The sequence below is a fragment of the Companilactobacillus huachuanensis genome (assembly GCF_005404815.1).
Taxonomy (GTDB): domain Bacteria; phylum Bacillota; class Bacilli; order Lactobacillales; family Lactobacillaceae; genus Companilactobacillus; species Companilactobacillus huachuanensis.
Genome location: NZ_BJDF01000003.1, coordinates 123,982 through 137,149, shown reverse-complemented (window position 1 = coordinate 137,149; position 13,168 = coordinate 123,982). Strand labels below are relative to the sequence as shown.

Sequence of the window (13,168 nt, the reverse complement as noted above, 5' to 3'; positions counted from 1 at the left end):
ACCTGCTATGCGGACCGATTCGAGCCTGAGAAGCGGTCTCAAATCTCGGTTTGAAGACTTTCCACAGACCGGAAAGTCTCCAAACACGTCCGGTGGTGTAACGGCTAAAGCCGTAACGCCACACCCACAGCGGGTGAATATTCTCGGCCCTTCCGACTAATTTGTCTGTTTTACTAGATAGAATGATTTCTGATTAATTCAGATTTTTAATTATATGAAAATTACATAAAACAGAGTCGCAAATAAAATGAGTTGTATCACACTTAAAGAACCAAATAATTAGGTGTGATACAACTCATTTTTCTATCTTTTGTACTTTTTAATACTATTCAATTTCATATCGTAAAATAGTTTTCAGTTTCTCCGGTGCAACACGTCGGGCATCTGACAAATATATCTCACGATGAATCTTTGATGTACGCTTTTTTTGAATCTCTGCCACCAATTCATCGATCTTTTGAAAACTTGCTGGTTCGTCATCGTACTTTCCAACATGCAAAATTTGAGCAACTTCTTTAGCAGGGTATTCTTTAATTTCAATGTCGGAAATATCTGGCAGATTCTTCTTATCCTGAACATTCTTTAAAGTATTTAGAATCAAATCATTCGGTACAAACGTAGGTACTCGAATCATAATGTCGTAACTGAACTCACTTTTATCTAAGTGATCCAATTGTTGTCCTCTTTTAGTTAGTGACCAAACACCCTCCAAAGGGAACACCACATAATCATCATAGTTGACTACTTTATCAGCACAATATTTTTTATATGCGCTTTTGATTCCATAAGCTGCCGGATAAAGTGTTTGAATTTTTTGATTAAATTCAAGTCCATTGGGATCTCCCAATCCATGCATAGAAATAAACCTTTGCTGTGGAATTGTCTGAATCAAGGCTTGCTTTTTCGTTGAATAAAAATCTTTCTCTTGTTTTCGCCATTCGTATTTCATGTGTTCGTCCTCACTAAATCAATCTTCAAATTTGATTTTAACTTAATTTCTAAAGATTGAAAATTGTTCTTGACATTAAAAAGATAAATTAGTTGGAAGAGCTGAGAGTATTCATTTGCAGCGAAAGTGGCGTTATTGCTTCAGCAATTACACCACCGGGCGCGTTGAAGACTCGCGGGTTTTGCGAAGCTTCAACCGAGGCTCGAGACCGCTCTTTGGCTCGGGCCGTTCCGCGCAGCAATTGAATACTCTCAGCTCTGGAAACGGCATCTAATTAAACTTTCAACCTTTAGTTAATTAAAAAAAGCAGGTAATCCTAACATTCTGGAAATACCTGCTTTATTTAATCTACAATAAAGAAACTTTATCAGCACTGACAAATTCATTTGTAGCTACGCGATAATACTTTTGACCGTTGATCACTGTATATCTGTCCGTAAACCACTCACTAGAAGGACTTAAAGCCCGATCAGTAACTGTGTTGCCTTTCGAATCAACTAGCTCAGCAATGGCACTATTAACTCGCACAATATTGTCCTGAGCCGTATAAACGTAAACATCACTGGCTTTAACATATTCGTCAGTTGCTACTCGATAATAGAGCGTGCCGTCTAATGTATGAGTCTGATCACTAAACCATCCCGAATCTTTATCCAAAACTCGATCTGTTATCAACTTACCCTTTTGATTGTACAAGTTAACTGTCTTAGTAGTTGTAGCAACCTTTTGAGTTACATTATTTGTTGTTCCCGTATTATTGTTATTGTTACCGCCTGTATTTTTCTTAGTGTAAACAGCATTTACGGTTATTAAATTGGTATTAGCATTATCACCGATGACCTTGTTAGAATCCAATTGGCTATCAATTGCTGCGGTCAAAATTGAATTTAAATCCGTCGCTGATGAATAATCTGCAAATGAAGTGACTTCACCATCACCAATTTGAATCGTTGATTTAGTTAAATCAATTGTTCCATTTGAAGGTTCGGTAATATCAGTATATTTATAATTAATGTCATTCTTCTTTATATAAAACGAGTCATCCGTTGGTTTATCAGTACCAACCGTCTGTGTCACTGTAACTTTAACTGGATCGGCCTTCAAAACCTTAGCCTTTACGACATAACCACCATTACCATCATCTTCAATAGTACCAGAAGTTGCATTTTCAATTGAATTTAGCCCTGATAAATAACCCGCTTGTAATTGCCCAATTTTTGAAAGAGTATACTCGGATAAATTCACAGTATCACTCTGTAACCCACTAAATACTTGATCAGATTTAACTGGTAACACCGCACCTGTGGCGCTATCAACGTATTGAATATGGTAATTGATATTCTTTACTGAATCTTTTGGTACCCATGTTGTCTGGGTTCTAGTATCACTTTGAGGAGCATACGTGGACATTAAATCTTTTGTCGATAAAAACTTGGTATTGTCATTTACATTAACCCAGCCGTTGGCAGTATAAAAGGTACTACCATCCTCTGTATAAGTATACGGATCAGCCGCCATTGCAGCTTGATTAATAACTGAATTGGTACCTAATGTTAATGATGATAACCCGGTACCGTTCAACATATTAGTCGTAACACTCGCCTTAGACATGTCAATTTTTGATAAATCAAGAGTTGTTAAGCTACTATCGCCATCGAACATGGAGGTAAAGTCAGTTACTGAGGAAGTATCAAGCCCTGATAAATCTACTGTTTTAAGCTTACTATCACCATTAAACATATTTGAAAGATTAGTTGTCTTAGAAGTTTGTAATAAATTCAATCCTGAAATTATCTGTAAATTTGGCATACTAGCAAATAATGACTGTAACCTTGTAGAAGTATTAATATTACCTACTATTTCTACAGAAGATATATCTTCCAAATATGTACTCCAACCCAAAGAACTAGTCCCGGTAGAACTACCAGCATTTTCTGTAGAGGCATCATTTCCCAATCGTAGTTGTAAATTATTTTTATCGCCATTTATTGCATAAACTGCCCACGAAATTTGAATTGGATTATCAAATGAATCATCTGCCGTTCCACTGTCAATCGGAGTCTCATCATCAGCTGACTGTTGAGCCGCACTAGTTGAAACTTGACTGCCAGTACCACTATCTGCATGCACAATCGTCCCACCATTAATTCCAAACAAAATAGCGCCACTCAATACTGCCACACATGACATCGTTACCTTATTCATCGTAAATTTCATCGTCTAATCCCCCTAACAAGTAACATCATATTTTGAAAACAAAAAAAGAGCCTTTAAAATAAAGACTCTCAGATTGATTTGAATTTAATTCAAGTTAAAATGTAAGCCTTTACAACTACATTTTAACTCAATTCTCCTCATTTTGCTTGTGTTCATATCCTTCGTCAAACAAAGTAATAATAAAGGTTGTCCCTTCATTGACCTTACTCTTAACTTCGATTTCACCACCATGATTTTCAACCAGTTGGTGAACAATTGACAGACCTAATCCAGACTCACCGTACTTACGATTTTTCCGAGATGGATCAGCTTTGTAGTAACGATCCCAGATGTTCTTAACTTGATCATCAGACATCCCAATACCAGTATCTGACACGGTAAAGACTGAGGCATGACGCTCTTCGTTACGAATACCACTGATGAAGATTTTACCATTGTTAGTAAACTGAATCGCATTTTGCATAACGTTAAAGATAACTTGAACAAAACGGTCATAGTCAGCATATGTTTGCAATGCACCATCATATGGTTTGAGGATTAACTCATCCCCAGAAGTCTTAGCCTTCTTCTCCAATTGTGAAGTGATATCTTGCAATGGTTTATTTGCATCAAAAATACGTTTAGCCATCGTAATTTGGTTAGTACGAATCTTTTCATAATCCAAGTTTTCATTAACCAAACGAATCAAACGTTTTGTCTCGTTACGCATCAGTTGAATACTTTGACCCTTTGACTCCTCAGGAATAGCATCATAAGCCAGTCCCTCCAAAAGCCCATTAATAGTCGTCAAAGGCGTTCTCATTTCGTGTGATGCATCAGCCATGAATTCCTTACGACGTTGCTCCTGACGCTTGATTTCCGTATCTGAAGCCTCCAGTGACTTAACCATTTGGTTGAAATCATCTGCTAGGTCATCAAGTTCATCGCGGCCTTTACTCTCAATTTGAACTGAGAAATCATTGTTGGCAACTTTCTTCGTCGCACTACGTAATCGATTGATTCGATTGACTTGGTATCTTGAAAGTAAAAAGCTCAAAATAATTGCTGCTAACAAGGAAATCAATAAGGCAAAATACAACCGTCGATTGATCTCACCGATATTTGTCTGCAATTCAGAAACATCTGAACCCGCCCAAACGGCAGCAATCAACTTACCATTTTGGAACCACGGCGTTAGCACATAGACGTAACTTCGATTGTCATCTTTTCGAAGTCGTGGATTTCCTTCGGTATTTTGTGGCTTTTGAATATTTCTGATTGTCTTACCTTGTTTCAATTTCGTCCAGTAAGACTGTTTCAAATGTAATTTAACGTTCGTTGGCGGTGTTGGATAAACTTGATTATTATTATAATCAAATACCGCAAATTGAACATTTCTTTCTGATAGAACCTGCTCAACAGTTCGAATATTGTCGCCAGTAATATTATGGATTTGCCCAGTTTTGGGATCTGTTTTTAATGCAATTTTCTCGAGATTACCAGCATAACTTTCCAAGCTCTTATATGTCCGGTTATACTCCCAACTAGTTGAAGCACTAGTTACAGAATACAAAATAATCCCAAGTGTCGTTAAAATAACGATCAAAAAACTCAGCATATTTTGATAAATTAGTTTCATTATGCCTTAGCCTTTGCTCCTGAATCATCGAATTTATAGCCAACTCCCCAAACAGTTTCAATAACTTGTGGGCCAACCTTCTCTATTTTTTGACGTAATTTCTTAATATGAGCATCGACAGTTCTTTCTTCACCAAAGTAATCGTAATCCCATACTTGTTCAAGTAATTGTTCACGAGAAAAAACCTGCTTTGGCTTGCTAGCTAGAGTTTTCAACAAATCAAATTCTTTAGGTGTTAAATCTGGGATTTCTTTATCAGCCAAGTATGCTTCACGTGTATTAGAATTCAACTTAAAGTAACCAGTGTTGATATCGAAACCATCGTCAGCTTCTTCAACTTCAGCATTAACTGGCGTGCTTTCAGCTAATTTTTCAGCCAAGTTTTCATCACGTCTATGAATGGCTTTCATTCTGGCAATCAAAGTGATTGGACTGAATGGTTTCGTAACGTAATCGTCGGCACCAAATTCTAGTCCAAGGACTTGATCACTCTCAGTATCACGGGCTGTCAACATAATAATAGGAACAGTTTTAGAAACCTTGCGAATTTCTTTGGCAACTTCCATTCCGTCCTTACCAGGAAGATTAAGATCCAGCGTAATCATATCCCATTTGTCAGCATCCTCATTGAACATGTCAACTGCTTCGTTACCATCATAAGCGAAACTTGCATCCCACTTCTCTTTTTGGAAAAACATCCCCATCATCTCAGAGACGGATTTGTTATCCTCTATCATTAAAATTTTCATAAAAATCACTCCGTATTTTTCAAAATTAGACTATCTCATTACAGAAAAAATTGTTACCATATTGCTAGTATACAAAATAAATTTAAGTTGGTGATCTTTTGCAAAGAAATTATCGTGGAGCCGTCTTTTTTGATTTAGACGGGACCCTTTTGAACGCTGAATCTCAAGTTGATGAAACAGTAGCTAATGCTGTCCATCAACTTGAAGAAAACAACTACCTGCCAGTCATCTGTACTGGTCGCTCACCAATTGAAATTGAAGCTGCCACTAGTGCAACCGGTATTGATACCTATGTTACTTTAAATGGCGCATTTGTCCAATCACAGGACAAAATTATTTATCATAATGATATTAAACCAGAATTAATCAAAGATATAATGGGTAAAGCTCACAAATCGGGTGACGCCCTCTTTATGCACACTCCTGACAGAACATTTTTAAGTGGTAAAACACCGTTCATCAAAGAATTTTTCCAAAAGTTACGTCTTGATATTCCTGAAATTGACCCTGATTTTTATCAAAAAGACGATATTCAAATGTTTGTTATCTTAACCGATAGCGATGGTTCCAGTTATCAAGAACAATATCCCGAATTACAGTTTTACAATACGGGATATCATTCCCTCGATACAGTTGCTAAGGGTGTTTCAAAAATGAGTGGAATTAAAGAAGTGCTCAAAGCCTTTGATTTAACCGATAAACCGGTTTATGCTTTCGGTGATGGTACGAATGATTTACCAATGATTCAATTTGCTGATTATAGTGTTGCCATGGGCAATGGTATAGATGCAGTTAAAGAGGCTGCTACTTATATTACCACTGAAAACGTTAACGGTGGTATTGTTAACGGTCTAAAACACTTCAATTTAATTTAGGAAGTTTTGGTACGTATGCCGTTTCCAGTAACAACAATGGTTATATCGATTTTTCAACTTTTAGTAATTTAACTCAAAAAAAACGTAATCTTTGGTCAGGCAATGACTAAGATTACGTTTTTTTAATTGATTACATATAGTGGTTCCTTATTTTCATTTGCTAAAGCAATATTATTGGCAACGATATTCGCCATCGCATCACGGGCTTCAATTGTGGCGTTACCGATATGCGGTGTCAAAATAACATTGTCCAATTTCTTAAATCCGTCAGCTACTTGAGGTTCATTTTCATAAACATCTAATGCAGCTCCAGCTAATTCATGTTTTTGCAAAGCTGATAGTAATGCAGATTCATCGATAACTGGACCACGAGAAGCATTGATCAAATAGGCCGAATTTTTCATTTGTTTGAACTGTTTGGATCCTAAAATATGCTTTGTCTGTGGCGTTAATGGTGCATGCAATGTTAAAACATCACTCTGAGAAATCAGCTCATCCATCGAGACAAACTTAGCATTTAGCTGTTGTTCAATTTCAGGGGGTAATTGATGGCGTTGAGTATAAATGATTTTCATATCAAAGGCAGCCATTCTCTTAGCAACTGCTTGACCAATCTGTCCCATACCAAAGATTCCCAGCGTTTTACCAGCTAATTCATGACCTAAAAAGAATAGTGGCGCCCAACCAGCGAAACCTTTTGTACGCATTAATTTGTCCCCTTCAACTACTCGATGAGCTAAGGAAATAATTAAGGCAGTAGTTACTTCAGCTGTCGAAGTTGTAGAAACCTTTGGAGTATTAGTAACGGGAATATTTTTCTGACGCGCATATTTAACATCGATATTATTGAAACCAGCACCAAAATTAGCAATCAATTTTAACTGTGGATCAGCATCAATCACATCCTGATCAACTTGCGTAGATAATGGCGTAATTAAGTAATCTTTACCAACAATTCGTTTCAGTAATTCGGCTTTTGTTATCAAATCATCGCTATCAAAACTTTCCACATTTAACCCTGACTTTTGTAGGATTTCTAAAGCGGCTTGTGGAATCGCTGCTGTTATGAGCACATTTGACATAATTTTTCTCCCTTGTTCGTTCAACTAATTAATTGTAGCTAGTTATTTATTGGTTGTCACGTGTGGAGATTACCTTGAGCAAATAAAAAAAAGATGCGCGCATCTTTTTTTTATATAAATTATGCTGTCACTTTATTCATAGCAAACTTCAAAACATTGGTACCATTCATTTGACCATAATCCCTCATATCAATAACATCAACTGGAATATTTAGCTTCTTTTTAAAATCACTTAATAAATATCTTACTTGTGGTCCAATTAACAGAACATCAGGATTCTTTTCACTAATTTTTTCATCAACATCTGTTGCTGAGGTCGCAAAGATTTCAGCATCAATTTTTTGGTCCTCTGCAGATTTTTGCATTTTTGTTACCAACAAGCTTGTCGACATCCCTGCAGCACAGGCTAACATAATAGTATATTTTGCCATTTTAACGTCCTCTTCCGTTATCTATTTCCTGAAGCCATTTTAAGCCAACCCAGACGACGCCCTTTAACGGTAATTGTCATTTGATAAATGTCTTCTGGTTGGGATACTCCATGCAGTCCTGCATCACCGATAGCATGGATATCAGCTCCAGTCTGTTTACTCATTAATGTGCATTCTCTAACTGTATCTGTATCTGAACCCTCGACGGATGCATCCAAAAAAGTCATTGCCAATGCCTTTCCATCTCCATATGAATGAGTATAATTCACCAATTCTCTAATATCCGAGACTACTACACCTTGACGGGAACCAGGCATTGGTAAACAAATCACATCTGCTCCAGCATCAATCAATTCACCAATTTTTTCCTTGCTATCTTTTCTTAATGGGTCACCAAGAACCTTTTCATTAACCCCATCTTCCCATTTTCCTGCCCAAATCATTGCTTTATCACCAATAATTTTTTTTGCATTACGAGTTGCTTCAATAATTGTATCAAGTGACGTTCCAGTTCCAGGATTGCCACCTAAAACAATAAAATCGACGCCTTCCTTTACTGCAAGTTCCAGATTTTCTTTAGATGCAATTCTATCAGGACGTACTAATGATGCACCAATAGAGGTTGATGTATTTTTGTCATCGCCTACACCACATTCAAGATAAATACCAACCGGCATATGACTCATCTTTTTTACATCATTAACTCTTAGATTCTTCTCTGTAACAGATCCATCCGCATTTACAAACTTGGTATGAAGTCCGGGTAAATTGCTATTAGAATCCATAGAATATCCATTTAAAAAGACCATATCAGCACCGAATGCACTAGCAACTTCGAAGTTCAAAGTATTTTCAACTAATGGTTCAACACCAACATAATTTTGGGAAAGAATCACCCTACCCTCACTTGCACGAATACTATCTTTCAATTCTTTAGTACTCATTGCGTCAATTTCAGTTTTTGTTGCGCTAATTAAACGATGTGCCATAATTAATTTTCTCCTTTTTTGTTTGCAGCTTTACCTTGCTTCACTAATTCATTGAATTTACTATCATCCCGTTGATCTTCTGCTGCTAATTCCTCAACTCGCCTCTGATGTCTTCCACCTTGAAACTTAGCGTCCAACCAAGCATTAACAATCATTTTTGCTAATTCAGATCCAATTACACGTGATCCAAAACACAAAACATTAGAATTATTATGTTGTCTTGAAAGACTAGCTGAATATGGCTCACTAACACAGGCAGCACGAACACCTGCTACCTTATTAGCAGCAAGCGAGATTCCTACACCCGTTCCACAAATTGCAATTCCTAATGGGAATTCTCCACTTGCAACTTTCTGTCCAACCATTCTTCCAAAAATTGGATAATCAGTTCTATCTTTACTATTTGTTCCGACATCAGTAACTTCATATCCCAATTCTTTTAAATGATTTATAATGGATGGTTTTAATTCTAGTCCGACATGATCTGATCCAATGACAATCTTTTTTAACATTATTCATCCAATCCTTTCAATTCTGAAACGATTTCTTTATATGAACGTTTTTTACCAAATAAAGATGACGTTCCAACAATAAACCCATCTACTCCAAATCCAGATAATTGTTTAATTCTATCTGGAGAAATGGCCCCATCAACCATCAATTTAAAATTATACTTAGCTTTCAAATTAGATATAATTTCAATTTTTGGAAGTGTATAATCCAAAAACTTCTGACCTGCAAATCCGGGGTTCACAGTCATAACTAAAACGTAATCAACTAGTGGTAGCAATTCTTCTATTTGTGCTATAGATAATGAAGGGTTTACAGCTATCCCTGGATGAATACCCAGTTTTCTAATATTATCTAATGTCCTCGTTATCATTGGTGAGGTGTCCGGATGAACATAGATAATATTTGCACCTAATGGCGCAAATATATTCACATATGCATCTGGATTTTGAACCATTAAATGTACATCCATAGGTGTTTTCGTTAATTTACGAACTGCTTTATAATCCTCAACTCCTAATGCAACGTTTGGAACATAATTTCCATCCATTACATCCATATGAAAAATATCCACTTTTGCATCATCCAAATCATTTACTTCTTGTTTAATTTTTGTAAAATCCGCACACATTAATGACGGAGCAATAATTGTTGCCATAAGATCCACCTTCATATATTTTATTAAAAGCTTCGTTGGGAAAACGTTTACTCTTTACGACAACAATATTAAGTGATTGTTTTATTATTGTCAATACATTTTCAAAAGGTATTTATCAATTTATGAGCGTAATTAAGCTATTAATATGAAACATTTTTTTAAAATTAAAATTATTCGCTTTCATCATTGACAGCGCTATCATTATGAGTTATCTTAGCACGTGAGAAAACGTTTACCCATATAAAAATAATATAATTACAAAAAGGAGTTAAATATCATGAGTCAAAATGATGACAAAAAATCATTCATGGATAAAATCACAGATTTCACTAATCGGCTATCTGGCCCTTTGGCTAAGTTCGCCAATTTGAAATCTATTTCATCCATTGTTAATGGGCTAATTACAATTATGCCGATCATTATGGTCGGTGCTGTTTTTATGATCTTATATGTTCTGGGCTCTCCCAGTGTTGGTACTTCCGGACACGCCTTAATACCATTTTTATCGCCACTGTCATCAAAATTTCTTTGGATGAACAGTATCACACTTGGATTCATGTCACTCTACGCTGTAATCGTTATGTCTCAAAGCTATGGTGAAAAACTAAAACTTGATACAAAGAGTTCTGGCTTAATCGGTTTAGGAACATTTTTAACCTTTACACTTGCCGGATTAGATAAATCTGGTGGCATTGACATCACAGCATTCAGCTCAAGTGGACTATTTATTGGGATCCTATCCAGTTTAGTCAGCGTTAGAATCTATTGGTTCTTTATTAAAAAGAATATTACCATCAAAATGCCAGATTCAGTTCCACCTAATATTGGTAATTCATTTGCAGCAATCTTTCCATATGCAGCATCTTTCACACTGGCATGGTTAATTCGCACAATTTTGAATTTCGATATGTTGAATTGGTTAAACGGACTACTTGAACCAATTGTTAATGGTAGTCAAAGTGTTTGGACTGCCATGATTGTTTCCTTCATTACTTTATTGTTATGGAGTGTTGGATTACACGGTGATAATATGTTTCTAACTTTATTTACACCTTTTGGAGTTTCATGGCTATCCGAAAATGCCAAAGCATTATCTAATGGTACACCTTCAAACCATTTACCAAATATTCTTGCCGGATTGGGTCAAACTGGCCTACTTCGTATGACAATTTGGACGGCAGCAGTCTGGCCAGTCATTTTCTTAATGATTATCTCAAAAAACAAATTTTTAAAAACTCTTGGTTGGACGACCATTTGGCCTGGGATCTTTACAATCGTAGAACCAGTCGTCTTTGGTCTTCCACTTGCTTTAAATCCATACTTAATGATTCCATTCATTTTAAGTGGCACAATTTCTACTGGAATTGGTTACATGCTTATGGCAACACCGTTCTTTGGTAAATTTTTTGCCATGATTCCATGGGCTACTCCGCCATTCTTACTTGGACCCTTAGGTACAGGTGACTGGAAGACGGTTATTATTCCGTTCATATCATTCTTCATCGGATTGGTTCTATACATCCCATTTTGGAAAGGCTATGTACAGTCTCTAGATAAAGAGGCTGAAGAAGCTGAAGGAAAAACTGAATTACAATAAGAATAGGAGATAATTATTTTGAAAAAAATTCTTTGGGGAAGTTCAACAAATGCTCAACAATATGAAGGCGGCTGGGATGAAGACGGAAAAGGAAAAAGTATCTCAGATGTACGGACACTCTTACACAACTATAGTAATTTCCATGTGGCAAGTGATGGCTATCACCGGTATAAAGAGGATATTGAATTATTTCATCAAATGGGATTCTCAATTTACAGATTTTCAATTTCTTGGACTCGCATATTTCCAAATGGAGATGACAAGGCTCCCAATCCAAAAGGTCTCGCATACTATGACCATGTTGTAGATCAATTAATTGCTGACGGAATTGCCCCAGTGGCAACTTTGTATGCTTACGATCTTCCACTTAGTCTACTCGAAAGATTTGGCGGATGGACCTCACGACAAACTGTAGCTGCCTATAAAAATTATGTTGATACCATTTTTGAGCATTTCAAAGGCCGTATTAAATTTTATGTACCTTTCAACGAACCTAATTTATATCATGTCGATTCCGAATATATTGCTGGTAATAAAAACTTATCAACTCAAGAGCTATGGCAAGGTGAACATCATTTAGCAATTGCCTACGCTCATGCATGCAATGATCTACATAATATTGATTCAACAGCAAAGATTGGTCCAAACTGTGCTTTCATGGTCAACTATCCCCTAACACCGGATCCTAAGGTTGTTGCAGGCGCTCAAAAATCAATGTATTTAACAAATTACGCATATCTTGATATTTATGTTCATGGATATTATCCTAAATTTTTCCTAAATCACTTAAAAGAATTGGGCGTTTCATTGGATATTAGACCTGGCGATATGCAACTATTAAAAAACGCTAAACCAGATTTTATTTCGTCAACATACTATGCAACTTACGTATCTGATATATCTAAGCAATTGGCAAATAATAATGAGACCAAGAATAATGATTTTGAATTTCAAGGCGGATTGGTGCAAAGAAATAATGGCACACCTAATCCTTATACCAAGGAAACTGAATGGGGATGGATTATTGACCCATTAGGATTCTACTATCAATTAATGGATATCTCTGAAAGATACCACTTGCCCATTTTGATTCTTGAAAATGGCATTGCTCATACTGAAAAATTGAATGAAAACCATAAAATCGTCGATGACTACCGAATTTCATACTTACGAGATCATATTGAACAATTAAAACATGCCATTAATGATGGTGTTGACGTCATTGGATACTTGACGTGGTCTGCAATTGATCTTCATTCAACTCGTGAAGGTTTCATTAAACGATATGGATTTATTTATGTAGATCGTGATGAACATGATCTTAAAACATTAAAGCGTTATAAGAAGAAATCATTCTACTGGTACAAACAAGTTATTGAATCGAATGGTGATGACCTAACAGATAATAAAATAGATTACTAATAAATTTCAAAAGGGACTCATAATCTTTTAAAAGATTACGAGTCCCTTTAATATTTCATTAGAAAAATTAA

12 protein-coding genes are annotated in these 13,168 nt (G+C 36.1%); 3 read left to right on the top strand and 9 right to left on the bottom strand.

The features are described from left to right. Nucleotides 1-325: 325 nt before the first annotated feature. The 4 genes from FFM71_RS03000 to FFM71_RS02985 all read right to left on the bottom strand — a co-directional run bounded on the left by FFM71_RS03000 (nucleotide 326) and on the right by FFM71_RS02985 (nucleotide 5,533). Nucleotides 326-949, bottom strand: coding sequence for a GyrI-like domain-containing protein (locus tag FFM71_RS03000; protein WP_137610711.1), 624 nt, complete (start codon nucleotides 947-949; stop codon nucleotides 326-328). Nucleotides 950-1,297: 348 nt separating this feature from the next. Then, nucleotides 1,298-3,166 (bottom strand): BspA family leucine-rich repeat surface protein, encoded by a 1,869-nt coding sequence (locus FFM71_RS02995; RefSeq protein WP_137610710.1) that lies wholly within the window; start codon nucleotides 3,164-3,166, stop codon nucleotides 1,298-1,300. Nucleotides 3,167-3,293: 127 nt separating this feature from the next. Then, entirely contained in the window at nucleotides 3,294-4,784 is a 1,491-nt protein-coding gene (locus FFM71_RS02990; protein ID WP_137610709.1) for an ATP-binding protein, read from the bottom strand. Next, complete coding sequence (locus FFM71_RS02985) at nucleotides 4,784-5,533, bottom strand: winged helix-turn-helix domain-containing protein (RefSeq protein ID WP_137610708.1); 750 nt, start codon at nucleotides 5,531-5,533, stop codon at nucleotides 4,784-4,786. The genes FFM71_RS02990 and FFM71_RS02985 overlap by 1 nt, the downstream gene beginning before the upstream one ends. 98 nt (nucleotides 5,534-5,631) lie before the next feature. Here FFM71_RS02985 and FFM71_RS02980 point away from each other — a divergent pair, with 98 nt between their 5' ends. Beyond that, entirely contained in the window at nucleotides 5,632-6,408 is a 777-nt protein-coding gene (locus FFM71_RS02980; protein WP_137610707.1) for a Cof-type HAD-IIB family hydrolase, read from the top strand. 122 nt (nucleotides 6,409-6,530) lie between these two features. Here FFM71_RS02980 and FFM71_RS02975 read toward each other — a convergent pair whose 3' ends face one another. The 5 genes from FFM71_RS02975 to rpe form a co-directional block, all read right to left on the bottom strand. Beyond that, nucleotides 6,531-7,490: a 2-hydroxyacid dehydrogenase family protein gene (locus FFM71_RS02975; protein ID WP_137610706.1), complete on the bottom strand. Its 960-nt coding sequence runs from the start codon at nucleotides 7,488-7,490 to the stop codon at nucleotides 6,531-6,533. A 119-nt stretch (nucleotides 7,491-7,609) separates the two neighbouring features. Next, entirely contained in the window at nucleotides 7,610-7,921 is a 312-nt protein-coding gene (locus tag FFM71_RS02970; RefSeq protein ID WP_137610705.1) for a PTS sugar transporter subunit IIB, read from the bottom strand. A 17-nt stretch (nucleotides 7,922-7,938) separates the two neighbouring features. Beyond that, on the bottom strand, nucleotides 7,939-8,910 hold the full coding sequence (locus tag FFM71_RS02965) for a DUF7916 family protein (RefSeq protein WP_137610704.1): 972 nt from the start codon (nucleotides 8,908-8,910) through the stop codon (nucleotides 7,939-7,941). A 2-nt stretch (nucleotides 8,911-8,912) separates the two neighbouring features. Next, nucleotides 8,913-9,422: a ribose 5-phosphate isomerase B gene (rpiB, locus tag FFM71_RS02960; RefSeq protein WP_137610703.1), complete on the bottom strand. Its 510-nt coding sequence runs from the start codon at nucleotides 9,420-9,422 to the stop codon at nucleotides 8,913-8,915. Then, a complete protein-coding gene (rpe, locus tag FFM71_RS02955) occupies nucleotides 9,422-10,078 on the bottom strand; it encodes a ribulose-phosphate 3-epimerase (RefSeq protein WP_137610702.1) in 657 nt (218 codons plus the stop codon). The genes rpiB and rpe overlap by 1 nt, the downstream gene beginning before the upstream one ends. Nucleotides 10,079-10,355: 277 nt before the next feature. On the opposite strand from rpe, the gene FFM71_RS02950 reads away from it, so the two are divergent. Then, on the top strand, nucleotides 10,356-11,675 hold the full coding sequence (locus tag FFM71_RS02950) for a PTS sugar transporter subunit IIC (protein ID WP_137610701.1): 1,320 nt from the start codon (nucleotides 10,356-10,358) through the stop codon (nucleotides 11,673-11,675). Between the two features lie 18 nt (nucleotides 11,676-11,693). Continuing rightward, entirely contained in the window at nucleotides 11,694-13,097 is a 1,404-nt protein-coding gene (locus FFM71_RS02945) for a glycoside hydrolase family 1 protein (RefSeq protein ID WP_223876462.1), read from the top strand. Nucleotides 13,098-13,168: the final 71 nt, after the last annotated feature.

Coding starts and splice junctions, on each gene's coding strand:
- FFM71_RS02975 (WP_137610706.1), bottom strand. CDS start 7,490: ATGTCAAATGTGCTCATAACAGCAGCGATTCCACAAGCCGCTTTAGAA.
- FFM71_RS02990 (WP_137610709.1), bottom strand. CDS start 4,784: ATGAAACTAATTTATCAAAATATGCTGAGTTTTTTGATCGTTATTTTA.
- FFM71_RS02950 (WP_137610701.1), top strand. CDS start 10,356: ATGAGTCAAAATGATGACAAAAAATCATTCATGGATAAAATCACAGAT.
- FFM71_RS02965 (WP_137610704.1), bottom strand. CDS start 8,910: ATGGCACATCGTTTAATTAGCGCAACAAAAACTGAAATTGACGCAATG.
- rpiB (WP_137610703.1), bottom strand. CDS start 9,422: ATGTTAAAAAAGATTGTCATTGGATCAGATCATGTCGGACTAGAATTA.
- rpe (WP_137610702.1), bottom strand. CDS start 10,078: ATGGCAACAATTATTGCTCCGTCATTAATGTGTGCGGATTTTACAAAA.
- FFM71_RS02995 (WP_137610710.1), bottom strand. CDS start 3,166: ATGAAATTTACGATGAATAAGGTAACGATGTCATGTGTGGCAGTATTG.
- FFM71_RS02985 (WP_137610708.1), bottom strand. CDS start 5,533: ATGAAAATTTTAATGATAGAGGATAACAAATCCGTCTCTGAGATGATG.
- FFM71_RS02970 (WP_137610705.1), bottom strand. CDS start 7,921: ATGGCAAAATATACTATTATGTTAGCCTGTGCTGCAGGGATGTCGACA.
- FFM71_RS03000 (WP_137610711.1), bottom strand. CDS start 949: ATGAAATACGAATGGCGAAAACAAGAGAAAGATTTTTATTCAACGAAA.